We start from the raw sequence: 23,915 nt of genomic DNA, 5'->3' as shown, positions 1-23,915 counted from the left end.
TCGCAACATTAAATGATCGAAGGACTGGAGAAATATACATGGTTGTTTAAGGAAGAAAGCCATCACTTGATAGCCATTTTGGAAAGCCCTTAGGCCATAAATAAAAAAGCCGGATCTGAAGGCTGTGCCCTCAAATCCGGCTTTACCGCATCTTTTATACTAAAGCTTTCTTTGCAATATCCGTCCGATAATGCTTGCCTTGGAATCGGATGCGGTCGGCTTCCGCATAGGCTTTGGCACGCGCCTCCGCGATATCGCGGCCCAGCGCGGTTACACCAAGCACCCTGCCGCCGCTGGTGACGATGGCTCCGTCTTTCACAGCGGTCCCGGCATGAAACACGAGCGCATCCTGAACCTCATCCAGCCCTTCGATCGGCAGCCCTTTCGGGTACGATGCCGGATACCCCTCGGAAGCAAGAATAACGCATACGGCAGCTTCGTCGCTCCATTCGATGTTCATCTGATCCAGACGTCCGTTTACCGCTGCAAGGAAAATGTCCAGCAGATCCGTCTTCAGCCGCGGCAGCACGACCTGTGTTTCCGGATCGCCGAAACGCGCGTTGAATTCGATCGTCTTCGGACCGTTTGGCGTAAGCATCAGTCCTGCGAACAGCACACCGCGGAATGGGCGGCCTTCGGCCACCATGGCCTTTGCCGTAGGCTTGATGATCGTTTCAATCGATTCTTCGATAATGGACTGCGGAATATGCGGCAGCGGCGTATACGTACCCATCCCGCCTGTATTTGGCCCTTTATCGTTATCATATACCGGCTTATGGTCCTGTGCAGGTACCATCGGACGTACCGTTTCGCCGTCCACGAAAGCCAGTATGGACATTTCTTGTCCAGTCAGGAATTCCTCGATAACTACCTGATTGCCGGATTCGCCGAATACTCTGGCGACCATGATGTCATGCAGCGCCTTCTCCGCTTCTTCCAACGTTTGGGCTACAACAACGCCTTTTCCTGCCGCCAGGCCGTCTGCTTTAATGACAATCGGTACCTGCTGCTTGTGCAGGTAAGCTACGGCATCCTCGTACTTGTCAAAGGATTCGTAAGCGGCTGTCGGAATGTTGTATTTTTTCAGCAGCTGCTTGGTGAACACTTTACTTCCTTCAATAATCGCAGCATTTTTGCGAGGGCCAAAGACCGGAATTTGCTTGGCTTCCAGATGGTCTACAATGCCTTCGGACAACGGGTCGTCCGGTCCGATCACGACGAGGTCAACCGCACGGTCGATCGCAAACTGGGCGATCTCTTCAAATTGATTCACCTGGATTGGCACACATTCAGCCACTCCGGCAATGCCTCCGTTGCCCGGCGCGCAGAACAGTTCCTGCACTTTAGGACTTTTTTTGAGCGCCCAACAAATCGCATGCTCGCGGCCGCCGCCGCCCACTACCAATATCCGCATGTTGCGCTCCCCCTTAATCCTTATTTACGATCAACAGCTCGGTCTCTCCGCTTCCGAGGCGAATGGTCTTGACCAGCAGTGAAATTTTATTCTCATCATTCAAAACGTTCCAGTAGGTATCCGCAATCTGCTTTACATCGTTTGAAAGCGGAACAAGCGCCGGCTCACCTTGGAAGGAAGGCAGCGGGTTGCCGTCCCCTGCATACGTATGGATGCAGTGCCCGAAGCCCGGAATGGCCTTCTCATAAGTATAGGTATGACGAAGCGTTTGTTTTTCCGTATTATCGCTGGATTTCAAAATCGACAGCTTGTAAGCGAACTGACCGTCCTTCAGGTCTGCGAGACCGCTGATGCGGGGAGTGAAATTCGGCGCATCCGGCTCGTACGTCCGTGTGGCCAACGCAGACTCGAATGACCCGCCGGCCTGCAGCGCTTCATGAATCGTATTGGTCTGATCTCCGTTCGTAACAATATGCGCCCCGTTCACATGCTTAACCGGGTAATAAATGATCAGCGAAGGATCCGTCAGCTTCGCAGGGTCTTTCGCCTCCGTACGGACAAATCCGTTATCTTCCTGAATAAATACGCGGTTGCGGCTGTTTTCACTTCGGCCCATAATCCAGTACACCTGTACCAGACGCGTACCGTCAGGCGTTAAACCGATCACGATCCCGCGGCCTGGATAAGCATTCTCTTTTAACCCGTTGATATATTGCTCCGCTTTCGCGGCTCTAGTCGTCGACACTTTCGTTTTCCTCCCCGGTTCAATAGCTTGCTTAGTGATGGAACAGACGAACGCCGGAATACATCATCACCATTCCGTAATCGTTGGCCGCTTGTACGACTTCTTCATCCCGCATGGAGCTGCCCGCCTGCACGACGTATTTCACGCCGCTGCGGCTGGCGCGGTCCAGGTTATCGCGGAACGGAAGGAAGGCATCCGAACCGTAAGAAACGCCCTGAAGCTTGTTCAGCCACTCACGCTTCTCTTCACGGGACAAGCGTGCCGGCACTTCATCGAAGCAAGCTTCCCATGCCGCTTGCTCCACCAATGTGAGCTCATCCTCGAGCCAGAGGTCGATCGCATTATTCTGCTCCGCCCGGGAAAGTCCTTGACGGAATTTCATGTTGAGCGCCGTCGGATGCTGGCGAAGGAACCAGCGGTCGGCCTTGTCTCCCGCAAGTCTCGTACAGTGAATCCTCGATTGCTGTCCTGCTCCGATGCCGATGGTTTGGCCGTCCAGCGTGTAGCAGATGGAATTGGATTGCGTATATTTCAAGGTGACTAGTGCAACTAAAAGATCCCGTTTTGCATTCTCCGGCAGGTCTTTGTTCTCTGTAACGATCTTTTCCAGAGCAGATTCATCGATGACTGCGTCGTTACGCTCCTGCTGCAGCGTAAGACCAAACAGCGTGCGGATTTCGACCGGATTCGGCACATAATCCGGATCGATCTGAAGAATCAGATACTTTCCGTTCTTTTTCGCCTTAAGCATTTCCAATGCTTCGTCCGTGTATCCCGGGGCGACGACAAGATCGGATACCTCCCGCTTTAACAATTGGGCCGTCGAAGCGTCAACGATATCGCTGAGTGCGGCGGCGTCGCCGAAGGAGGACATCCGGTCGGCTCCGCGGGCACGCGCGTAGGCGGTTGCCAGCGGAGAAAGCTCCAGCCCTTCCACAAAGTAAGCCTTCTTCAGCTCGGGAGACATCGGAGCGGCAACGGCAGCTCCTGCCGGGCTTACATGCTTGAAGGACGCAGCTGCAGGAAGTCCGGTTGCGCGGCGCAATTCGCGGGCAAGCTGAAAACCGTTGAGCGCATCCAGCAAATTGATGAATCCGGGATCGCCGTTAAGAACCTTAATCGGCAGTTCTCCTTCACTAAAGAGCTTCGCTTGTTTTTGGTGCGGGTTCATTCCGTATCTCAGTTCCAACACGTTTGGAGAGCTCGTCGTTTGGCTCATGGTGTTATCCCATCCTTTGGTTTAATATCGGCAGCTGTTTCCAGACTGATGCTGCCTTTGCAAATGCCTTGTATGACTTCCGGATACAGCCGGTGCTCGATTTGATGTATGCGTTCGGCAATCGATACCTCCGTATCGTCCGGGTGAATGTCGATAGCCCTTTGAGCCAAGATAGGCCCGCTGTCGAGACCTCCATCGACCACATGCACCGTCACTCCGGTGACCTTCACGCCGTGACGGAGCGCTTGTCCCACCGCGTCAAGCCCCGGAAAAGACGGCAGCAGCGAAGGATGTATATTGATCATCCATCCCCAATACGCGTCTACCAATACCTTGGTTATAATTCTCATATATCCCGCAAGAACGACAAGTCTTACGTTTTTCTGCTGCAGCTGTTGTAATATGTCGTGCTCATACGCTTCCCGTGAAGTGTACTCCTTCGGGGAAAACGCAAATACGGGGATACCGGCCGCTTCCGCCCGCTCCACTACCTTGGCCTTCGGGCGGTCACAGACCAAAAGCTCGATGCGTGCATCGAGCCGTCCGTCCTTTACCGCATCCGCAATCGCTTGAAAATTGCTTCCGTTCCCCGATGCGAATACGGCAATGCTGAGGGGAGCCGTACTCATACGGCAGCCCCGTTAAAAGTGACAATGCGCTCCCCTGCCGTTACGCGGCCAAGAGTATAGGCCTTTTCACCGTTACGCTCGAAAAGCTCAGCCGCTTTAGCGGCCTGATCCTCGGCTACGATCACGACCATGCCAATTCCCATATTGAATGTACGGAACATATCGTTATTGCTGATTTCGCCTTCACGCTGCATCAGCTCAAAAATCGGAAGAATCGGCCATGAACCGTAATCAATTTCCACGTTCACGCCTTCAGGCAGCACGCGCGGAATGTTTTCCAGGAAGCCTCCCCCGGTGATGTGCGCCATGCCTTTGATTTCTACCTGCTCCAAAACGGCAAGCACCGGCTTGACGTAGATTTTTGTCGGTGCAAGCAGCGTATCGCCGAGGCGTTCGCCCAATGCATCCACGTGATCGTGCAGGCTGTAGCCCTTCTCCTCAAGCAGCAGCTTGCGGACAAGCGAAAAGCCGTTGCTGTGCACGCCGCTTGAAGCCAATCCAAGCACCACATCCCCCGGACGAATCGTCTTGCCGTCGATGATCTTCTTTTTGTCTACGACACCGACGGTAAAGCCGGCGATATCATATTCGCCTTCGCTGTACATGCCCGGCATTTCCGCCGTTTCGCCGCCGATCAAAGCACATCCCGATTGCACGCAGCCGTCGCTGATGCCTTTGACGATCGCTTCGATTTTCTCCGGAATGACCTTGTCGCAAGCGAGATAATCGAGGAAAAAGAGCGGCTCTGCTCCCTGTACCACGATGTCGTTCACGCACATCGCCACGGCATCGATGCCGATCGTATCGTGCTTGTCCATCGCAAATGCGATTTTGAGCTTCGTTCCGACACCGTCCGTTCCGGAAACAAGCACCGGCTCCTCATATTTATCTTTATTCAAGCCGAACAGTCCGCCGAAACCGCCGAGCTCCGTCATGACTTCAGGACGGAACGTCGTCTTTACGTGCTTCTTCATGCGTTCTACCGCTTCATTACCGGCTGCGATGTCGACACCGGCCTTTTTATATGCATCGGACACTTGGTATTTCCTCCCCAAATCGATATGACCCTACCTGCATTGCTAATGCACTCCAACGAACATTACAGCTCTTGTGTTGTCTTCAATGGTCGTCATTACCTTACCGCCATTGCGGCTCTTTCTGCCGCCGTTTGCGCCTATCTAAACGGGCCTCGCTGGCTGGTATGCTTATTTTCATGCGGATGACAGCCTGTGGTTTGCTTTATGATCAGCGCCCGTTACCGCTGTTTTTGCTCCCGCGGTTTTGAGGTTGAGGGCCGCCGGCAGGCGCCCCTCAACCTCCATGTCAATCGCAGCCGCAACCGAGCTTGGCTTCATCCGGAATTGGCGACGGGTATTGATTGTCGAAACAAGCGGTACAATGACCGCGGTTATATTCATTTCCGGGACGACCGATAGCCGTTAGCAAGCCTTCTTTAGTCAGAAAGTGAAGAGAATCGGCATTGATCGCCTGGCGAATCTCTTCTACCGATTTCACCGCGGCGATGAGCTCCGTGCGGCTCGGCGTATCGATGCCGTAGAAGCACGGATTCTGGAACGGCGGCGAGCTGATCCTCACGTGCACCTCGGAAGCTCCCGCTTCGCGGAGTAAATTCACGATGCGCAGCGACGTCGTCCCGCGCACGATCGAGTCGTCAATCATGACGACCCGCTTGCCCTCTACGATGCTGCGTACGGCTGACAGCTTCATCTTTACACCCTGCTCGCGCAGTTCTTGGCTCGGCTGAATGAACGTCCGGCCGGTATAACGGTTCTTGATCAGCCCCAGCTCATAGGGGATGCCTGTCTGCTCCGCGTATCCGATGGCGGCCGATATACTCGAATCCGGCACACCGGTGACGACATCGGCATCCACGAACGATTCGAGCGCCAGCTGGCGGCCCATGCGCTTGCGCGCAGAATGAATGTTCGTCGCATCGATATCACTGTCCGGACGGGCAAAATAAATGTATTCCATCGCGCAAATGGCACGTTGTTTTATAGGTGAAAATCGGTCTTCCGTCAATGTACCGGTTTTGAGGTCCATCACCAGCATCTCGCCGGGCTCAATGTCCCGATAGTACTTGGCGCCGACCGTATCGAATGCGCACGACTCGGATGCGAAGAGCTTCGCGGTCCCGAGACGGCCCATGACGAAGGGGCGCAGGCCGTACGGGTCGCGTGCGGCAATGAGCTTATCCTTAGTCATGAATAGGAACGCATAAGCGCCCTGTATCTTGAGAAGCGTTTCCTTCACAGCACTGACAATATCGTCGTGCTTGGAGCGCGCAATCAGGTGGGCAACGACTTCCGTGTCGCTCGTCGTCTGGAAGATAGAGCCTTCCTTCTCCAGCTGACGCTTGATTTCCGGCGCATTGGTCAAGTTGCCGTTCGTTGCAATCGCCAAGTCCCCTTCGCGGTATTTGAACACGAGGGGCTGCGCATTGGCCAGCTTGCTTTCGCCCGCCGTAGAGTAACGCACGTGGGCGATCGAGTTGGCACCAGCCAGCGTTCCGAGGTTGTCGTTATTGAACACTTCCTTCACGAGCCCCATGCCGCGATGATAGTTGAACGACTCTCCGCCGGTTACGCAGATGCCCGCGCTCTCTTGGCCGCGATGCTGCAGAGCATGCAGGCCGTAGTACGAAAGCGAGGCCGCTTCGGAGTGACCGAACACTCCGAAGACACCGCACTCTTCTCCCAGCTTATCGAACAAGCCGTCATGACTGCTGCCGACGCCCTCGTTATAGTAATCTCCGGTCCACAGCTTCGGAACCTTGGCGGAGCCCGACCCGTTGCCCTTTATAAAACCTAGTCCTTGTCCGCCGACTCTTAGTTCATCAGACATGGAATCGCATCCTTCCAAACCTTTTCTAGTTGTGTTACAGATGCATCAATAACCGATTTGCCATTCACTTGAACATTCAATGCTTCTCCGCCGACCGTACCCAAAACTTGTACAGGCACGCCCGCTTCCGACAACAGCTTCTGCAGTTCTTCGACCTTGTCAGGCGCAGCGCTGAGCAGAAGGCGCGACTGGCTTTCGCTAAACAATGCCACGTCATTGCGCAGTTCGCTTGCAAAATTCACCTGGGCGCCGATCTTCCCGCTCATGCAGCTCTCTGCCAATGCTACAGCCAAGCCGCCTTCCGACAGGTCATGAGCCGAAGCTACAAGTCCGCTTTGAATCGCGCGCAGCACGGTGCTCAACAGTGTTTGCTCCACATCGAGATCGATCTGCGGCGGACGGCCTTCCGTCACACCGTGCAATACGTATTGGAACTCGCTGCCGCCAAGCTCCGCTTTCGTTTCACCAAGCAATAATACTATATCACCCTCGCGCTTAAACCCTTGTGTCGTAATATGGTCGATGTCATGCACCAGACCGACCATCCCGACGACCGGCGTCGGATAAATCGCGCCTTTGGCGTTCTCGTTGTACAAGCTGACATTTCCTCCGATAACCGGCGTATTCAGCTTGCGGCACGCTTCCGCCATGCCGTCGACCGCTTTTTCCAGCTGCCAGAAAATTTCCGGCTTCTCCGGGCTTCCGAAGTTCAGGTTGTCCGTAATCGCCAGCGGCTCCGCTCCCGAGCAAACGTTGTTCCGGGCTGCTTCGGCTACGGCAATGCGTCCGCCGACTTCAGGATCCAGATAAACGAAACGGCCGTTGCAGTCCGTCGACATCGACAGTGCCTTGCGGGAATCGCGGATTGTCACAACCGCTGCATCCGAACCCGGTTGAACAGCTGTGGACGTACGTACCATATAGTCATATTGATTATAGATCCATTCTTTGCTCGCCACCGTCGGCGATGCCAATACCTGTAAAAGCGCATCGTTCAAATCCGTTACCTCAGGGTAGCGCAGCGTATCGATGCGGCCGTTCTCCTCATAGTAAGCAGGCACAGCCGAAGGCTTATGGTACATCGGGACATCGTCCACCAATGCCTTAACCGGCATGTTAGCCACCAGCTCACCCTTATGGTAAAGCTTCAGGTTGCCGTCGTCGGTTACCTTTCCGACTTTAGGGCAAGGCAAGCCCCAGCGTTCAAAAATCGCTACGGCCTGTGCCTCATGCTCAGGCTTCACCACAAACAGCATACGTTCTTGGGATTCCGACAGCATCATCTCGTAAGCCGTCATGCCTTCTTCACGCTGAGGCACCTGATCGAGGTACAGCTCCATGCCGTTGCCCGCTTTGCTTGCCATCTCTGAGCTCGAGCAGGTAAGTCCTGCGGCTCCCATATCTTGAATACCCACAACGATGCCTGAGTTAATCAGCTCAAGGCACGCTTCGAGCACCAGCTTTTCCATGAACGGATCGCCGACTTGCACTGCGGAACGCTTCGATTCCGACTGCTCCGACAAGTCCTCGGACGCGAACGTCGCGCCGTGAATGCCGTCGCGGCCCGTTGCCGGACCTACGTAGAATACCGGGTTGCCTACGCCTTTGGCCACGCCCTTTTGAATCTTGTCATGCTCAATGATGCCTACGCACATCGCATTAACAAGCGGGTTGCCCTCATAGCTTTCGTCGAACATGACTTCCCCGCCAACCGTCGGAATACCGATACAGTTGCCGTACCCTGCAATCCCCGATACGACGTTCTCGAACAAATATTTCACGCGATCGTTGGTCAGCTTACCGAAACGCAGGCTGTTCAGCACAGCCACCGGACGAGCGCCCATCGAGAAAATATCGCGGATTATGCCGCCTACGCCCGTAGCTGCTCCTTGATACGGCTCCACTGCGGATGGGTGGTTGTGGCTTTCGATCTTGAACACCACCGCCTGGTTGTCTCCGATATCGACGATACCTGCGCCTTCGCCGGGGCCCATCAGGACCTTCGGTCCGCTGGTCGGGAATTTTTTCAAAACCACTTTGGAGTTCTTGTAGGAGCAGTGCTCCGACCACATGACGCTGAACACGCCGATCTCCACATAATTCGGTTTCCGTCCGAGGAACCCGCAAATTTGTTCATACTCCGCATCCGTAACGCCAAACTGCTTGTAGATCTGCTGATCCGCAATTTGTTCCGCTGTTGGTTCTTTAGCCGATAGCTGCTGCGCCATGCTTCTCCCTCCAAGTGCTCAATATCGATGTAAACATTCTCCGTCCGTCCGCCGAGCCCAGGATCTCATGCACCGCACGCTCCGGGTGAGGCATCATACCAAGCACGTTGCCCTCTTTGCTGCAAATTCCCGCAATATCATCCACCGAGCCGTTCGGATTGTTCCCTGCTTCATACCGGAAAACGATCTGGTTATTCGCTTTAAGCTCAGCCAGCGTTGCCTCGTCACAGTAGTAATTGCCTTCCCCGTGAGCGATCGGAATGTTGATCAGCTCGCCTTGGGTATATTCTTTTGTAAAAGGATTGTCCGTGTTCTCTACCGAAAGAAGCGCCGCATGACAGCGGAACTTCAGCGACCGGTTGCGCAGCATTGCGCCTGGCAGCAGCCCCGATTCGAGCAGGATTTGGAATCCGTTGCAAATGCCGAGTATATATTTTCCTTCAGCCGCCGCTTGAACGAGCGCATTCATGACAGGCGCAAACCGCGCAATCGCACCGGTGCGCAAGTAATCGCCGTACGAAAAGCCTCCGGGAAGGATAATGCAGTCATATTTCGACAAATCCGTTTCCGTATGCCAAACATAATCTACAGGCTGTCCGATCGTATCTTCCACCGCTTTATAGCAGTCGATATCGCAGTTGGAGCCCGGAAATACCAGTACCGCAAAATTCATTGTCGTGCTCCTCCTTTTATTAGGCCTGTACCAGCTCGAAACGATAGTCCTCGATCACCGTGTTGGCCAGCAGTTTTTCGCACATGGCCTTCAAACGCTCTTCTGCGGCCGCGCGATCGTTGGTGTTCAATTCCACTTCTAAATACTTGCCGATTCTTACTTTCTCCACCTCATCAAAACCCATCGAATGGAGCGCGCCTTGAACGGCGGTTCCCTGAACATCAAGTACGCTTTGCTTTATCGTTACATACACGGTCGCTTTAAACATCGGATAAAACCCTCCTGCAAAATGGTTTGTTCTTTCGTTTTCTACCGCGTAAGCGGCAATTACCCTTGCACCAAACGGTTATAAATATCGCGGTAACGCTTGGACGTCTCTTCCACTACATGTGCCGGCAAAGGATCCGGCTCACTGTTTTTATCCCAGCCTGTGCCGGCCAAATACGTACGCACAGGCTCCTTGTCCATGCCGTCGATTTCAATATCCAGCTCGTACTTTTCCTGCGCCCAGAAACGGGAGGAGTCCGGGGTGAAAATTTCATCTATTAAGATAATTTCGCCGTCAATAATTCCAAACTCAAATTTCGTATCGGCCAAAATGATGCCGCGCTCCGCGCAAAACGCATGAGCAAACTCGTACAGCCGGATGCTCTTTTCCTGCAGCTGCTCTGTGAGCTCCGCTCCAACCAGCTCTTTCATTCGCTCAATGGATATGTCCTCGTCATGGCCGACATCGTTCTTGGCGGCCGGTGTGAAGACCGGTTGGGGAAACCGCTCGTTTTTCCGCATTCCTGCCGGAAGCTTGTGTCCGTTCACTTCACCTGTCTGCTGATACTGGCGCCAGCCTCCGCCGGTTATATATCCGCGAACCACACATTCGATATCGATCCGCTGCGCTTTGCGAGTGACCATGAAGCGGTCCTTCATAATCTCGCGGTCTGTAATCAGATCGCCGAGCTTATCCACATCCCCGTGAACCACATGATTCGGCTGAATCGAAGCCGTCTGCTCGAACCAGAACTTGCTCAAGCTGTTCAGCACGTTGCCCTTGTCCGGCACCGCCGGGCTGAGCACCCAATCGAACGCCGAGATCCGGTCGGTGACCGCAATCAGATAGTGCTCGCCGAGATCGTACAGTTCTCTCACTTTGCCTTTATACAGCAGCGGCGCCTTTACATAAGCTTCCGCACTTGAAATGGCCGTTGTCGTAGCGCTCATCGTCCTTATGGCCTCCCCTTTTATCAGCTCAAGCCCAAACGCTTGAAAATCGTATCCACGTGCTTCAAATGCCAGCTCGGGTTAAATGCATCCTCGATCTCTTCCGGGCTCAACACATCGCGTACCGCCGGTGTATTCTCGATAATCTCACGGAACGGGCGCTGTTCTTCCCATGCCTGCATGGCGCGCGGTTGAACCGTATCGTAAGCCTGCTCGCGGCTGAAGCCTTTGTCGATCAGCTTCGTCATCACGCGGCCGGAGAAAGGAACGCCGTAGGTGCTCTGCATGTTGCGCTTCATGTTTTCAGGGAATACCGTCAAATTTTTCACGATATTGCCCAGTCGATTCAGCATGTAGTTAAGCAAAATCGTCGCATCCGGTAAAATAATCCGTTCCACGGAGGAATGGGAAATATCTCTTTCATGCCACAGCGTGACGTTCTCGTATGCGGAAACCATGTGACCGCGGATGACACGCGCCAAACCGGAGATGCTTTCGCAGCCGATCGGGTTGCGCTTGTGCGGCATGGCCGACGAGCCCTTCTGTCCTTTGGCGAACGGCTCCTCCACTTCACGGAATTCGCTCTTTTGCAATGCGCGGATTTCCGTTGCAAACTTGTCCAGTGAAGTCGCGACCAAAGCGAGGGTAGCCATGTACTCCGCATGGCGGTCGCGCTGCAGCGTCTGCGTCGAGATCGGTGCCGGCTTTGTGCCCAGCTTGCCGCAAACATATTCCTCTACGAACGGATCGATGTTCGCGTATGTTCCTACGGCGCCGGAGATTTTACCGTACTGCACGCCGTCAGCCGCAAAGCGGAACCGCTCCAGGTTGCGTTTCATTTCCTCATACCAGAGCGCCATTTTCAAACCGAAGGTCGTAGGCTCGGCATGTACGCCGTGTGTACGTCCCATCATCGGAGTATCTTTATAAGCGATGGCTTTTTCACGAACGATGTCGATGAAGTTAACGATGTCGCGCTCCAAAATCTCGTTGGCTTGCTTGAGCAAATAACCTAGCGCCGTGTCCACGACGTCCGTCGAGGTCAAACCGTAATGCACCCATTTCCGCTCATCCCCCAGCGTTTCGGATACCGCACGGGTAAACGCGATGACGTCATGGCGGGTTTCCTGTTCGATTTCGTAGATACGGTCAATCTGAAATCCTGCCTTTTTGCGCAGCTCGGCAACATCTTCCTTCGGAATAACACCCAGCTCAGACCATGCCTCACAGGAAAGAATCTCTACTTCCAGCCAAGCCTTGAATTTGTTTTCTTCCGTCCAAATGGCGCCCATTTCGGGTCTTGTGTAGCGTTCGATCATCGTTTCCCCATCCTTCGTTTAATTCTTTTCTATAGATTCCCAAATATGTGAAGCCTCTATCCAGCGAAATGCAGCTTCTGCAGATTCGGACAACACATTGACGTGTCCCATTTTTCTGCCTGTTTTGGCTTCTTGCTTGCCGTACAAGTGGACCTTAGCCGTCACTCCGGGCACAACCCGCTCCGATTCCGGATTCACGATCCAATCCAGCAGCGGCTGTACGTGCTCGCCCAAAACGTTAACCATCACCACAGGAGTAAGCAGCGCAGTATCGCCCAGCGGAAGGTTGCAGACCGCCCGGATATGCTGCTCGAATTGCGACGTCTTGCAGGCTTCCATCGTGTAATGGCCGGAATTATGGGGCCGCGGGGCAAGCTCGTTGACGTAAAGCTCTCCGTCGGCCGTCAGGAACATCTCCACTGCGATCAGTCCGATTACGTCAAGCTCTTCTGCAATTCGCTGAGCCATCGCTTCCGCTGCCTTCAATACCGTTTCCGGCGCACGAGCCGGAACAATGGACAGATGCAAGATATTGTTCACATGCACGTTCTCGGCCGCCGGGAATACCTTAACTTCTCCCCTCGGGCTTCTGGCTGCGATAACGGAAATTTCTTTGTCGAAGCGGATAAACTGCTCCAGCACCAGCTCCGTCTTGGCCTTACTTAAAGTATCATAAGCATCCTGAACCTCTTCAAGCGTTCGGATGACCCATTGTCCTTTGCCGTCATAGCCGCCTGTCGCCGTTTTGAGCACGCAGGGTGTTCCGAACCGCACTACCGCTTCTCGCAGCTCCTCCACATTTGTGATTTCTGCATAAGGCGCTACTTTAACTCCGGCCGCTTCAATCGCACGTTTCTCGCGCAGCCGGTGCTGCGTGGTGTAAAGCAGGCGGCTTCCCTGCGGCACATAGGATTCAGCCATCAATAGAGAGGTTACTTCCGCGTCCACATTCTCGAATTCATACGTGATGACATCCGACAGCTCCGCTAATTGCCTTGCCGCCGCCGCATCATGATATTCTGCAACGATCTGACGATCCGCCACCTGTCCGCACGGTGCATCGGGTATCGGATCCAGCGTAACAAAGCGGTAGCCCATCGCTCGTCCGGCCAAAGCCAGCATCCGGCCCAGCTGCCCCCCGCCAAGGATGCCGATCGTCGCCCCCGGCGCATGAACAAACTCCGGATTGTACGCCTTGTCTGTCACATTCCCTCGTGTCATTCCAGCACGCTCTTTTCCATTACTGTCTGTGCGATGCGCTCGCGCCGCTGCGTTACTTTTTGCTGCAGCTCAGGATCGAACGACCCAAGAATCTGCGCCGCAAGAAGGCCGGCATTCGTCGCCCCGGCATGTCCGATCGCAACGGTTGCGACGGGAACGCCGCCTGGCATCTGTACGATCGACAGCAGCGAATCCATGCCGTTAAGGGTGGAGGTTTTGACCGGAACGCCGATTACCGGCAGCACCGTCTTGGCCGCCACCATACCAGGCAAGTGCGCGGCTCCGCCGGCACCCGCAATAATGACCTTCAGACCCCGCTCTTGCGCCGACGCCGCATAGTCGAACATCAGATCAGGCGTGCGGTGTGCCGAAACGACCTTCTTCTCATAAGGCACCCCCAGCTCCTCCAGCATGTCGCATGCATGCTTCATCGTCTCCCAATCCGATTGACTGCCCATAATGACCCCTACAAGAACTGACATCTGTTATCCTCCATGTCGTTTAGCATCTATAGTGAAAGTAAAAAACAAAAACGCCCATTAGATAGATACTGAACCTCTAACGCACAGTCTATCGGCAGGACGACAAGAATACCCACAAGCGCAAGCTAAGGCCATGCACCGATGTGCTGACCTTTCTATAATACCGACGCTCACTCGTAGTCCAAAAATTTAAGGTTTTCGGGTAGAAACTTTCGGGCCTTATTCCCGATGATATACGAGATTATTCGACTTTTTCCGAACGATTTTTCCATTCTCTGATACGTCTTCAGTTTACAGGCTTTAACACTGGATGTCAACTATAAAAGACGAACATTAACTAAAAAGACACAAATAATAGTTCGCATTTGGCGCCCTATTCCCTGGGATTTTGACGGATAATGACATTCTTTAATTTCTTATTCTTTAGTTCATCAAGACCGTCTTCGACCTCGGCGACTGAGAAATTACCTGCTGCCAGCCGCTCTTCTTCGACAGACCGCCAGCGCCCGTACATGCGGATCCCTTCATCCAATAGACTTGTGAATTCTTCACGAAGAGGCTCGGCGTCACTTAATTCATCTAATAAATGAAACAACACATCTTCGCTTTTGGCATACTGCCCGCAATCTTCGTAATATAAAACAAGCTTATGCATGGTATCCGTCGGCATAGGCGCACGGTTAACGAGCGCAAGCGCCGCATCAATCCGTTCTTTGAACATCTCGGCCAATTCGCCGCGGGAATCCATTTCCCTGGCGGAGAGCAGCAGGTCAAGCGCTTTTAAGCCGTCCTTACGTGCAGCGTCCGTATAGCCATGCTCTTCCTGTGCAGCGCCCTGCGCGTTCAGCATATCTCCTAAAGCCAGCACCTTTCCTTGATCGACTTCCCCGTCCTTGGAAAGAAGGGCGAGCAAATCCTTGGTAGAAAGAGCGTGAATCAGCTTCGAATTCAGTCCCAGCAATTGACGCATCGCCTGGTTCACAAGCTCAAGAGCTTCTTGCAATCGATGATTTTGCCTTGCGGACATCACTTTATGCAGCACTTCCGCCGTCTGTTCAATCAACCGCATGAGATAATCGCGTCTGTACATGAGTCTCTCTTTCCTTTCTATCCCAGACCGTGTCTTTCTTTTTATTGTACAGGATTATGCAGCATGAGGAAAATCGGAGCTAGAAGCAATTCCATTATCGGGAAATGATTGGATGATTTTATGCATTGAACCTCAATATGATCCTATGTTAGGCTTTTAAAAGCCGAATCGTGCAGCCAATCTATGTGTACGTACGGGGGACTGAGCACCATGGGGTGAATGCGCAAAGCCTTTACAGGCCGCGCTAGGGAACAACCTCTTCCCGAACCCGACAACTAACCTCGGAGGCATAAACAGGAGGGAACATAAGCATGAATTTCCGTTTCAAAAACATGCTGCTCGCATGTGTATTTGCCGTACCTGCCGTTTTAACGACAGCTTTACCCGCGCATGCGCAGCAACCTGTACGTCTGGCCGATGACGTTAAGGTACAGGTCAACGAAAAGCTCGTGGCATTCCCGGATGCACAGCCTTTCGTGGATGAGAATCAGAAGCTCCAGGTTCCCGCGAGAGCGGTTACGGACAAGCTTGGCTACGAGCTTCACTGGGAACAAGACGGTTCCCAATTCACCATTACCATGAAGAGCGACGACACATCGGTATCGCTCACGACCGGCGATCCGACGGTTATCATTAACGGAGAGCCGACTGAGATCGATAATCCTGCCAGATTCGTAGACGGACGCGTCTATGTCCCTTTTCGGCTGATCTCCGACACGTTCGGAATCAAAACACAATGGGACAAAGTCAACCGGATTGCGATTCTTAGCATGGACGGGCAATATCACGCTCCAGCGTGGTACCGTCCGGTTAACAAGGTGCCGACTTACTCCAAAATCGTTGAAGCCAAAGCTACGGCATATACCGCGTCTGCCGATGAGAACGGCGGTTATGCAGGAATCGATTATATGGGCAACCCGCTTCGTCTGGGTACCATTGCCGTAGATCCGTCCGTTATACCGCTCGGCTCCAAGGTGTATGTGGAGGGCTATACGTATGACGGTCTTCCTGCCGGCGGAATGTACGCCACGGCCACCGATACAGGAGGTGCGGTAAAAGGCAACCGCATTGACATTTTCCTGCCGGAGAGCAAGAGTAAAGCAAGAACGTTCGGGATTCAACAAGTTAAAGTTTACGTACTAGGCTCGTAATCATATTTGATTCTCATCTGCAGCCAAAAAAAAGCAGTCGTCTCTTCCGAGACGACTGCTTTTTTTTGGCTGCCGGAGCTGTCGCATATTTTTGTTCCGGCGACCAAAACCTAAGCGAGTCATGTCAGAACGGAGGTCGAAATGTTATGCATCACAGCGTACGTCTACTTATGCTTTGTTTGGTACTCCTCTTTCTTACCGGTGGCGCCCCTCCTAGCAGTGAAGTCATCTCGAACGTGGAGACGGATCAGAAGCTGATCGCTCTCACGTTTGATGACGGGCCGAATCCGGTGTATACGCCGCAAATTTTGGATTTGCTCAAGCAATACGGTGCTAAAGGCACGTTTTTCGTGATCGGCAAACGCGTACAAATGTACCCGGCTATCGCTATTCGCGAGGTAAACGAAGGTCACGAAATCGCCAACCACACATTTGATCATCATTACTTAAAAAACTATCCCCCGGAACGTCTCGTACAAGAGATCCGTCAAACGCAGGAGGTCATATTCGATATCACGGAACAAATGCCGCATGTGTTCCGTCCCCCCGGAGGTTTTTATAACGATGCGCTGCTTCAATCCGTAAAAGACGATAAGCTGACGGTCGTGATGTGGTCATGGTATCAGGACACGCAGGATTGGAAGAAGCCGGGGGTGGACAAAATCGTCCGGCAGGTTCTGAGCAACGTACACAACGGAGATATCATATTGTTCCACGATCTGCAGGGAGATTGTACCCAGACCGTGGAGGCGCTCAAACGAATTTTGCCCGAACTGACACAGCAGGGCTATCGATTTGTCACGGTATCCGATTTGATCGCCCAAACCCGTAAGTAATGCCTTGTTATATGTTTTTCAAATGGATGTGCACTCAAAATTTGATCGTGATGCAGCCTGTCCTATGATATAATCAACTGGAACTTGGAATACATTAATCGATGTTATGAGGGATATCATGCTTTCTTTTGAAGAAAAACGCGCCGTTGTGGAATCTTTCCAGGATCTGGAACCTAAAACGGTATCCTTGGGCCGAATCAATTATCATTATGAGAAAAGCGCCTATGATAAAAAGATCGTCGTTTATCATTTGCATCCTAACGGCAACGGCTTTGTCTACGCCGGCCTTCTGCACGATTACGAAAAGGATAACAAAGGCTTGGTGAATATTCGTGATTTCTCCAAGGAACAGCTTCAAGCGATCATCGAAGCATCCATCCGCTCTCTCTCCCCTAGAACTACCGAGGAACAGGCCATTATAGGAGATGCGAAAGAAGAACGATGGATCGGTCCGGATAACCAGACGCTTGTGCTGCTTGAAGAAGACGAAATATGGTATGTATACACAGGTCTTAACCTGGAGTCCGCTTTTGAAACCTATGACGAGGCGATCGAATATCTTCGCGAGGAAGGCTTTACACGTTTGTAGCCCTATCATTCCAGGACTTAGCGACCGTTAAGGCACCTCATTCCTTTCGGGATGAGGTGTTTTTGATTTCTATCGTTACATTTTTCTTTTCTTTTTTGATAGAATGCAGTTGTTCATGATATGGGGAAGGAAAGAAGACCGGTGCCGGGTGACTATAAAAAACAAGATGCCTATTTGAGAAGCATGGCGCTTTAGGCATTGAACAGGAAACGGTCGAAGAAACAGATCATTACATGATGATAAAGCAGTTCCTGCTTGGCCGGGAACGGATGCTTAAGGAACTGTTTGCAGAGGTGGATTAACGTTCAAAAATAGGGAAAAAGCAGGTATGCTTTATTTCTAAAGGACGCCTGCTCTTGTTGCATTTTGAATTTTCGTTGGGATCAGATGGGCTTGCCATTCTTCTTCGTATTAAATCTTCCGCTTCGATTATCAATGGCCCCCGGCTGGTTGCCTACGGGAGGATCGATTTGTACCGCTTCATTTGTTGTCCTCGTATGATGCAAATCTGTGGCTCCTGCCATATGAGTGCCTAACTCTGCCAGCTCTTCATTGTCGTTGTTATTCTGAACTTTGTTCATAAATTAATTCCTCCTCGAATACGGTTTGGATTTAGGGCTTTAATACGACTTTAATGCAGTTATCCTTCTTCTCGTCAAAAAGCTCATACATCCGTTCGGCCTCCGTTAATGGCACGCGATGAGTAATGATGTCCGTCGGATCGAATTTGTTTTGCTTAATCATTTGATACAGCTCAGGCATATAATGGATCACCGGTGCCTGACCCATTTTTAAGACGATATTTCGGGCAAATAAATCTCCCAAAGGAAACGCATTGTAGCGCATTCCATATACACCGATTAATTGAATGGTTCCTGTCTTCTTTACGCACTGGGTTGCGATAGTGATTGCTCCCATGGAGCCTCCTTGCAGCTTCAGTGCCGTTTCCACCAATTCGAGCGTAGTCATTTTTCCATCCATGCCTACGCAATCAATAACCACCTCTGCCCCGCCGCTCGTTATCTCCTTTAGATGATTACCGATATTCTCCTCCTGCTCAAAATTAACCGTCTCTACACGATTGATCCGCTTTGCATGCTCCAGCCGATAAGGGATGTAATCGACGGCAATGACTCGCTTCGCTCCTTTTAGCCAAGCAAACTTTTGTGCCAGCAGACCAACTGGACCGCAACCAAGCACAATGACCGTATCTCCGGGCTTAACTCCTGCATTATCTACGCCCCAATAGGCGGTTGGAATAATATCGGACAGGAACAAAAGCTTTTCGTCATCCATCTCACTATCCTCGGGCACCTTGAAAGGCACAAAATTCCCATAGGGTACCCGAAGCAGCTCGGCCTGACCCCCGGCGTACCCGCCGAACGTTTCGGAGTACCCAAAATAAGCGCCGGTATCTCCATGCGGATTGGAATTATCGCATTGGCTTTCCTGATGATGCTGGCAGTAATAGCATTGTCCACAGGCAATGTTAAAGGGAATAACCACACGGTCTCCCTTTTTCACTTTGGTCACCTCAGGACCGACTTCCTCTACGATCCCCATCGGCTCGTGCCCGATTATAAAATCCTTCGGCATATTGGGAACCATGCCATGAATAAGATGCAGATCGGAACCGCATATGGTCGTACTGGTGATTCTGACGATAATATCATCTTTCTTCTCCAATTTGGGGTCTTGTACTTCCTTTACCTTAACATCTTTAACTCCTTGATAGGTCACAGCTTTCATCTGGGCGTATCTCTCCTTAAGAGCGCAAAGTTGCAAATCTTCAGTTAGTATGCCTCCCGATTGCCCTGATTCATTCAAATACTCCTTAAGCTATAGCAACATGTCCATAGCCGGTAACCCCGTCAGCGATTACAAGAACCGGTCCTAGCTTTATCAGCGCCTGGGCCGGTACAATTCCATCATTCCTCCCCCCTTTCCTTTCTTTGCCCGGTCTTTGAGAACGGGCAGCGCTCGTCTACCTTAGGTTCATGGGCCGGCAGCATGATTACGTCTCTTTCACGTACCAGATCCATAGCCGCGGCTGCGTTGTCGAAGTTGCAGTAATAACCATGGGAATGTTGGCTTCGAGTTCTCGCCGCCGGGGATAATGACAGTCCCCTGCGTGGCCTCAACGGTCACCATCTGGTCGGCGGGGCTATGGCCGCTTGTCCAGATAACACGGATGCCCGGCAGCACCTCAATTTCTCCGTCTACCAGCTCAAGCCGCTGTTCACTTCCCGCGAAATGGACGTTTTTTGTTATTAACCCATCCACTTCACGGGTATGATGGTTTTCCTCTTTCAAACTCCAAATTTCATAGGCTCATACGGTGTTGTCTCAAGTTCGATCAAAAATCCGGTGCATCCGCGTTGCTGGGTGTGACCTTCTGCGATAGGATGTGAGAGTGACGCCGCTTTATGTACTCGGCGCAACGGACGGCAAGTGCCTGCAAGGTACTCGTCGGATTGACGGCAGCGCTGGTTGGGAGCGCACTGGCGTCGACGATAAACAGGTTAGGTACGTCCCAGCTCTGATTGAATTTGTTGGTTACTGAATCTTCCGGCGTATTTCCCATCCGGCAGGTACCCATAATGTGCCAGCCTGGCGGTGGTTTCGTAACGCCTGTAACCCCCGAACTGCTCGCATCTATTAGACCGCCAGCAGCCTCGGCGGCCTCTCGGGCCTTTTGTCTTCCGCACTCGAGAAGTCGAGCGTCGTTCTCAGTCAGCTTGTAGTGCAAGTGAGGCGCGGGAAGTCCGCTTGAATCGGTGACTTTGGGGTCTAGCGTCACCCTGTTCGTTCTTACCGGGAGATCCTCTCCCTGTACGTAGATGAGTACATGTCGGCCGAAGTGCTCGTTGAAAAATTTCCGGTGGTCCGCCCCCCAAGGCGCAAGATGATTACTCGTCGTCCCCATAGCGGTGTAGGCGGAACCGTTTGCCCGCCCGACTTGCAATGAGAATCCGTTGACGAAGTCATGATTTGGATTCGTATCATAGAACTCCTGGCTATACAGAGACGCCGGTTCAGGGCCCTTATAGTCCTCTATAGGCTCATCGAACCAGAAATCTTCGAAGGCCCAGCCGTGGAACATGAGGTGTGTCCCTACAAGTCCGTTGCTGTTTGCCAAACCGTCCGGGTGTCCGTTCTGGGCGGACATAAGGAGCAAGCGGGGGGTGCCGACGGCGTTGGCACACATCACTACAATGTCCGCCCTAACCTCGTGCCGTTCGCCGGTAATCCGATCGATGTACGTCGCACCAGTGGCGCGTCCGTCCTCGCCAACGTTAATCCGCTCAACCCGCGCGTTGGTGCGCAGATCGACGCCGTTTCGGATGGCCTTGGGCCAGTAAGTGACATCTGTAGAGCCGATCGAGCCGCGCGGGCACCCGCTTAAGCAGGGTCCGCACGCATTGCAGGGCAAACGGCTGTCCTTATGCCGGGTCAGGATGGCATAGTCTGCCGGCCACCAGTGCCACCCGAGTTTCTCGAACGCCCTTGCCATTTTCAGGCCAAGCTTTCCCGGGGGGATAGGGGGCCCATAGCCTGGCGGTCTTTTGGGGTTCCCCAGATCGCCGACTATACGCGCCACCCCGACCTCCGCGTCATTGATGTTGTAGAACGGCTCCAGCTCCTCATAGCTGATCGGCCAGTCGATCGTTCCTTCCAGCCCGTGCTCGGTCCCCTTACGGAAATCGACCGGTTTAAAACGCGGCCAGGCGCCCGCATAATGCCTGGTCGTGCCGCCAACGGCATTATATACGTATGCCGCTACGTTTCCCGTAGTCGGATAATCCTCCGGAAGCTTGCGTTTGTTCGGGTCGAAGTCCCAGCCTCGCTTCCTCTCGATCTCCCATTCGTGGTGGAAATGCGGGTGGTCTAGCGGGTGTACCCAATCGCCCTGCTCTAGGCACGTGACCTTGATTCCTGCGTCGCTAAGCCGTTTACTGACCGCGCCACCGGCCGCGCCCGCGCCGATTACTAGGACGTTCGTTTCCACATAGCTCGCCATTTTTGAACCTCCCTCTAGAAAAAAAAAAATAATTTATTCCAACATGCCCGTTCTTAATCAAAATTTCATAAGGAATAAATAAAAGCTTCCCTAATCAACACATGCCATAACCCTGAAGGGGAATATTCTGCATCTAAAGTACTTAATACATGGCTCCTAACGCGGTTGCTTATAAGATGACGATTTGCCGAAGAAGCTCCAATACAGTCTGCAGCCATTAATGGCCCGGCGGCTATCAGCCAAAGATGATTATTATGCCTCAAATTTCTTCATTACAGGAAGGCTCCTCGCTTGATGGTGTCGTGCTCTCCACCCCCTGCTGGGCCGGAGTCCGGACGTTTACACGCCTGACGTCTTCTGTCCGGATATAGGAACCTTTTGCTTGAGAGAACAGCGATTCATCCCACTGCTCGATAACGTCCAGATAGCCGTAAGGCTGTGGAGAGCTCCGGTAGTCGCGACCTGCCTCGAGGTTCTCGTTTATCGCCTGTGTGACTTCGGGCCGCGAGTAGTACCCGTAGTAGACTAGATCTCTAAGCTGTGAGAAGAAGGTTGGCAACTCCCGCTCGATACGTTTGAGGATCTCGACCTGCTTGGCCTCGTCTGCCTGGAGAAAGTCCTCACCGAGCTTATCTAATTCTGCTCTGAATTCATCCTCACCGGCGAAGGGGAACCATCTAGGCTCCTCGCCGCTCGGTGTGATGTAGTGCGCGATAAAGCGCACTATCCCGACTTCGCTAGGCCAGGGAAATCCCTCACCACCGGGAATGATTCGGTCAGCTGCCGCATTCAGGATCCCAGCTTGCGTCTGTGTGAACTCGATCAGCTTTGCAAAACCGCCTAGCTGCGGCTTCAGTGAGGCAAACTTTCCTTTTGCCTCCTCTGTTTCCCCAACATTCGTGTTTCCAAGTTCCTCCTCAGGAAAAGATAAAGACGACACGTTAACTCCTCCCTCCGCATTCTAGTGACCCTATGACTGGACTGCCTTCCCCACGGAACCGTTTGATGACCTGCTCTACCGTGTCCTTTCTACTCAGGATGCCTCCCACACTCGGAATGCTCAGCGTACCTTCGGGATCTGTACATAAGGGCTGCCTATCTATCACAAGCAACGCCGCGAGCTTCGGAGCGATCTCCGGTGCTGCCATGGTACTCCTGTCAATTTTTTTATCGCTATTGTCTAGCGTGAATTTCAAACACGAGATGCTAATTCCTCCTTTTGACCAGCTTTACTTAAAGTGTTGAACGTAGTGATTCGTAGCGCTCACATGATTTCCACCCCCTTAAAAAACTCTAAGATTATGTTATAAGAATGCGCTTTCAAAAAGAAAATTACGTTATTGTAACCACTTTCATTTCATTGTATTGTTTTTTATTGGGATTCGTTCTTCCTATTCTCATTTTATTTACATTGTTCTAATGTTATGACGACGCGTTCTGCCTGCCATCGTATGGGAAAATATTGGTTAAACGGAACGAATTCTATTGGAGGTGTATGTTGAGAATGAGGACTAAGAAAACAAATACAAGCCAATCCCGGCAGTCCAGAGCGGACGGAGGTAAGTGATAAAAGAGGAAATACGTAGGCTGTTAACGGTCAAGTCTGAAAATCAAATAGATGCGTATAAACGGCGATAAACCCAAAAGAGTCGAGCAAGGAAACCGATGTATCCCCCTACTCGACTCTTTTTTAACAAAAATGAGAATTAAACAAGACAGGGCCATCCCTACGTATTTAAAATCTACGTACGGGACGGCCCTTTTCGTATAATTTTGCTTGGCGACGTTCTACTCTCCCAGGACCCTGCGGTCCAAGTACCATCGACGCTGGAAGGCTTAACGGTCGTGTTCGGTATGGGTACGCGTGGTTCCCTTCCGCCATCATCACCAAACTAAGAGTTTTGCTTTAGCAAAACTGCATCGTAAGCTTCAAGGCTTGCGCCCTGAAAACTGGATCGAAACCAAAGCTGCTGCTGATCATTTATTTTTGGATAAGCCCTCGACCGATTAGTATTCGTCAGCTCCACACGTTGCCGCGCTTCCACCCCGAACCTATCTACCTCGTCGTCTACAAGGGGTCTTACATACTGGGAAATCTCATCTTGAGGGGGGCTTCACGCTTAGATGCTTTCAGCGCTTATCCCGTCCGTACTTGGCTATCCAGCCGTGCTCCTGGCGGAACAACTGGTACACCAGCGGTACGTCCATCCCGGTC

General features: G+C 52.4%; 22 protein-coding genes, 2 rRNA genes and 2 riboswitches. Of the genes, 3 read left to right on the top strand and 21 right to left on the bottom strand.

Annotated elements, in window-relative coordinates; translation table 11 throughout:
• Positions 1-154: 154 nt before the first annotated feature.
• The 14 genes from purD to ACZYR9_RS07375 all read right to left on the bottom strand — a co-directional run bounded on the left by purD (position 155) and on the right by ACZYR9_RS07375 (position 15,103).
• Positions 155-1,414: a phosphoribosylamine--glycine ligase gene (gene purD, locus ACZYR9_RS07440; protein WP_488977834.1), complete on the bottom strand. Its 1,260-nt coding sequence runs from the start codon at positions 1,412-1,414 to the stop codon at positions 155-157.
• Between the two features lie 13 nt (positions 1,415-1,427).
• Positions 1,428-2,159, bottom strand: a complete 732-nt coding sequence (locus ACZYR9_RS07435; protein WP_488977833.1) for an IMP cyclohydrolase — start codon at positions 2,157-2,159, stop codon at positions 1,428-1,430.
• A gap of 31 nt (positions 2,160-2,190) precedes the next feature.
• Entirely contained in the window at positions 2,191-3,378 is a 1,188-nt protein-coding gene (locus ACZYR9_RS07430; RefSeq protein WP_488977832.1) for a phosphoribosylaminoimidazolecarboxamide formyltransferase, read from the bottom strand.
• On the bottom strand, positions 3,375-4,007 hold the full coding sequence (gene purN / locus ACZYR9_RS07425; protein ID WP_488977831.1) for a phosphoribosylglycinamide formyltransferase: 633 nt from the start codon (positions 4,005-4,007) through the stop codon (positions 3,375-3,377). Before purN ends, ACZYR9_RS07430 begins: the two co-directional genes overlap by 4 nt.
• Complete coding sequence (gene purM, locus ACZYR9_RS07420; protein ID WP_488977830.1) at positions 4,004-5,044, bottom strand: phosphoribosylformylglycinamidine cyclo-ligase; 1,041 nt, start codon at positions 5,042-5,044, stop codon at positions 4,004-4,006. Before purM ends, purN begins: the two co-directional genes overlap by 4 nt.
• Positions 5,045-5,330: 286 nt before the next feature.
• Positions 5,331-6,872: an amidophosphoribosyltransferase gene (gene purF, locus ACZYR9_RS07415; RefSeq protein WP_488977829.1), complete on the bottom strand. Its 1,542-nt coding sequence runs from the start codon at positions 6,870-6,872 to the stop codon at positions 5,331-5,333.
• On the bottom strand, positions 6,857-9,100 hold the full coding sequence (gene purL / locus ACZYR9_RS07410) for a phosphoribosylformylglycinamidine synthase subunit PurL (protein WP_488977828.1): 2,244 nt from the start codon (positions 9,098-9,100) through the stop codon (positions 6,857-6,859). Before purL ends, purF begins: the two co-directional genes overlap by 16 nt.
• On the bottom strand, positions 9,078-9,773 hold the full coding sequence (purQ, locus tag ACZYR9_RS07405) for a phosphoribosylformylglycinamidine synthase subunit PurQ (protein WP_488977827.1): 696 nt from the start codon (positions 9,771-9,773) through the stop codon (positions 9,078-9,080). Before purQ ends, purL begins: the two co-directional genes overlap by 23 nt.
• Positions 9,774-9,792: 19 nt before the next feature.
• On the bottom strand, positions 9,793-10,041 hold the full coding sequence (gene purS / locus ACZYR9_RS07400) for a phosphoribosylformylglycinamidine synthase subunit PurS (protein ID WP_488977826.1): 249 nt from the start codon (positions 10,039-10,041) through the stop codon (positions 9,793-9,795).
• 59 nt (positions 10,042-10,100) lie between these two features.
• Positions 10,101-10,991 carry a phosphoribosylaminoimidazolesuccinocarboxamide synthase gene (locus ACZYR9_RS07395; RefSeq protein WP_488977825.1) on the bottom strand — a complete coding sequence of 297 codons (891 nt, stop codon included), beginning with the start codon at positions 10,989-10,991 and terminating at the stop codon, positions 10,101-10,103.
• Positions 10,992-11,014: 23 nt separating this feature from the next.
• Positions 11,015-12,310 carry an adenylosuccinate lyase gene (gene purB, locus ACZYR9_RS07390; protein WP_488977824.1) on the bottom strand — a complete coding sequence of 432 codons (1,296 nt, stop codon included), beginning with the start codon at positions 12,308-12,310 and terminating at the stop codon, positions 11,015-11,017.
• 18 nt (positions 12,311-12,328) lie between these two features.
• On the bottom strand, positions 12,329-13,531 hold the full coding sequence (gene purK, locus ACZYR9_RS07385) for a 5-(carboxyamino)imidazole ribonucleotide synthase (protein WP_488977823.1): 1,203 nt from the start codon (positions 13,529-13,531) through the stop codon (positions 12,329-12,331).
• Positions 13,528-14,013 carry a 5-(carboxyamino)imidazole ribonucleotide mutase gene (gene purE / locus ACZYR9_RS07380; RefSeq protein WP_488977822.1) on the bottom strand — a complete coding sequence of 162 codons (486 nt, stop codon included), beginning with the start codon at positions 14,011-14,013 and terminating at the stop codon, positions 13,528-13,530. The genes purK and purE overlap by 4 nt, the downstream gene beginning before the upstream one ends.
• A gap of 157 nt (positions 14,014-14,170) precedes the next feature.
• Positions 14,171-14,272, bottom strand: a riboswitch (purine riboswitch).
• Between the two features lie 114 nt (positions 14,273-14,386).
• On the bottom strand, positions 14,387-15,103 hold the full coding sequence (locus ACZYR9_RS07375) for a DUF6483 family protein (protein ID WP_488977821.1): 717 nt from the start codon (positions 15,101-15,103) through the stop codon (positions 14,387-14,389).
• 151 nt (positions 15,104-15,254) lie between these two features.
• Positions 15,255-15,408: riboswitch (cyclic di-AMP (ydaO/yuaA leader) on the top strand.
• Positions 15,409-15,414: 6 nt separating this feature from the next.
• Between ACZYR9_RS07375 and ACZYR9_RS07370 the strand changes: the two genes are divergently transcribed.
• The 3 genes from ACZYR9_RS07370 (at position 15,415) to ACZYR9_RS07360 (ending at position 17,679) form a co-directional block, all read left to right on the top strand.
• The gene (locus tag ACZYR9_RS07370; protein ID WP_488977820.1) at positions 15,415-16,254 is read left to right on the top strand and encodes a stalk domain-containing protein; all 840 of its coding nucleotides are present in this window, start codon (positions 15,415-15,417) and stop codon (positions 16,252-16,254) included.
• Between the two features lie 146 nt (positions 16,255-16,400).
• Entirely contained in the window at positions 16,401-17,090 is a 690-nt protein-coding gene (locus ACZYR9_RS07365) for a polysaccharide deacetylase family protein (protein WP_488977819.1), read from the top strand.
• 118 nt (positions 17,091-17,208) lie between these two features.
• Entirely contained in the window at positions 17,209-17,679 is a 471-nt protein-coding gene (locus tag ACZYR9_RS07360) for a hypothetical protein (protein ID WP_488977818.1), read from the top strand.
• Between the two features lie 383 nt (positions 17,680-18,062).
• Here the strand turns inward: ACZYR9_RS07360 and ACZYR9_RS07355 are convergent, their stop codons facing one another.
• The 7 genes from ACZYR9_RS07355 to ACZYR9_RS07325 form a co-directional block, all read right to left on the bottom strand.
• On the bottom strand, positions 18,063-18,260 hold the full coding sequence (locus ACZYR9_RS07355; protein ID WP_488977817.1) for a hypothetical protein: 198 nt from the start codon (positions 18,258-18,260) through the stop codon (positions 18,063-18,065).
• Positions 18,261-18,291: 31 nt separating this feature from the next.
• Positions 18,292-19,428 (bottom strand): zinc-dependent alcohol dehydrogenase, encoded by a 1,137-nt coding sequence (locus tag ACZYR9_RS07350; RefSeq protein WP_488977816.1) that lies wholly within the window; start codon positions 19,426-19,428, stop codon positions 18,292-18,294.
• Between the two features lie 276 nt (positions 19,429-19,704).
• Positions 19,705-19,992 (bottom strand): hypothetical protein, encoded by a 288-nt coding sequence (locus ACZYR9_RS07345; protein WP_488977815.1) that lies wholly within the window; start codon positions 19,990-19,992, stop codon positions 19,705-19,707.
• 43 nt (positions 19,993-20,035) lie between these two features.
• Positions 20,036-21,700 carry a GMC family oxidoreductase gene (locus tag ACZYR9_RS07340; protein WP_488977814.1) on the bottom strand — a complete coding sequence of 555 codons (1,665 nt, stop codon included), beginning with the start codon at positions 21,698-21,700 and terminating at the stop codon, positions 20,036-20,038.
• A 259-nt stretch (positions 21,701-21,959) separates the two neighbouring features.
• Positions 21,960-22,640, bottom strand: a complete 681-nt coding sequence (locus ACZYR9_RS07335) for a gluconate 2-dehydrogenase subunit 3 family protein (protein ID WP_488977813.1) — start codon at positions 22,638-22,640, stop codon at positions 21,960-21,962.
• An 835-nt stretch (positions 22,641-23,475) separates the two neighbouring features.
• A 5S ribosomal RNA gene (rrf, locus tag ACZYR9_RS07330) occupies positions 23,476-23,592 on the bottom strand.
• A 95-nt stretch (positions 23,593-23,687) separates the two neighbouring features.
• Positions 23,688-23,915, bottom strand: a 23S ribosomal RNA gene (locus tag ACZYR9_RS07325); the annotation flags it as partial.

This window comes from Paenibacillus sp. F024 (assembly GCF_057814255.1).
Note: the sequence above shows the minus strand (reverse complement) of the source record. Positions and strands in the feature narration are given on the sequence as shown.

What these genes read in the sequence shown, in the direction of transcription:
- purF (WP_488977829.1), bottom strand. Translation starts at nt 6,872, where the DNA reads ATGTCTGATGAACTAAGAGTCGGCGGACAAGGACTAGGTTTTATAAAG.
- ACZYR9_RS07365 (WP_488977819.1), top strand. Translation starts at nt 16,401, where the DNA reads ATGCATCACAGCGTACGTCTACTTATGCTTTGTTTGGTACTCCTCTTT.
- ACZYR9_RS07375 (WP_488977821.1), bottom strand. Translation starts at nt 15,103, where the DNA reads ATGTACAGACGCGATTATCTCATGCGGTTGATTGAACAGACGGCGGAA.
- purN (WP_488977831.1), bottom strand. Translation starts at nt 4,007, where the DNA reads ATGAGTACGGCTCCCCTCAGCATTGCCGTATTCGCATCGGGGAACGGA.
- purK (WP_488977823.1), bottom strand. Translation starts at nt 13,531, where the DNA reads ATGACACGAGGGAATGTGACAGACAAGGCGTACAATCCGGAGTTTGTT.
- purQ (WP_488977827.1), bottom strand. Translation starts at nt 9,773, where the DNA reads ATGAATTTTGCGGTACTGGTATTTCCGGGCTCCAACTGCGATATCGAC.
- ACZYR9_RS07340 (WP_488977814.1), bottom strand. Translation starts at nt 21,700, where the DNA reads ATGGCGAGCTATGTGGAAACGAACGTCCTAGTAATCGGCGCGGGCGCG.
- ACZYR9_RS07355 (WP_488977817.1), bottom strand. Translation starts at nt 18,260, where the DNA reads ATGAACAAAGTTCAGAATAACAACGACAATGAAGAGCTGGCAGAGTTA.
- ACZYR9_RS07430 (WP_488977832.1), bottom strand. Translation starts at nt 3,378, where the DNA reads ATGAGCCAAACGACGAGCTCTCCAAACGTGTTGGAACTGAGATACGGA.
- purD (WP_488977834.1), bottom strand. Translation starts at nt 1,414, where the DNA reads ATGCGGATATTGGTAGTGGGCGGCGGCGGCCGCGAGCATGCGATTTGT.
- ACZYR9_RS07395 (WP_488977825.1), bottom strand. Translation starts at nt 10,991, where the DNA reads ATGAGCGCTACGACAACGGCCATTTCAAGTGCGGAAGCTTATGTAAAG.
- ACZYR9_RS07360 (WP_488977818.1), top strand. Translation starts at nt 17,209, where the DNA reads ATGCTTTCTTTTGAAGAAAAACGCGCCGTTGTGGAATCTTTCCAGGAT.
- purB (WP_488977824.1), bottom strand. Translation starts at nt 12,310, where the DNA reads ATGATCGAACGCTACACAAGACCCGAAATGGGCGCCATTTGGACGGAA.
- purS (WP_488977826.1), bottom strand. Translation starts at nt 10,041, where the DNA reads ATGTTTAAAGCGACCGTGTATGTAACGATAAAGCAAAGCGTACTTGAT.
- purL (WP_488977828.1), bottom strand. Translation starts at nt 9,100, where the DNA reads ATGGCGCAGCAGCTATCGGCTAAAGAACCAACAGCGGAACAAATTGCG.
- ACZYR9_RS07350 (WP_488977816.1), bottom strand. Translation starts at nt 19,428, where the DNA reads ATGAAAGCTGTGACCTATCAAGGAGTTAAAGATGTTAAGGTAAAGGAA.
- ACZYR9_RS07370 (WP_488977820.1), top strand. Translation starts at nt 15,415, where the DNA reads ATGAATTTCCGTTTCAAAAACATGCTGCTCGCATGTGTATTTGCCGTA.
- purE (WP_488977822.1), bottom strand. Translation starts at nt 14,013, where the DNA reads ATGTCAGTTCTTGTAGGGGTCATTATGGGCAGTCAATCGGATTGGGAG.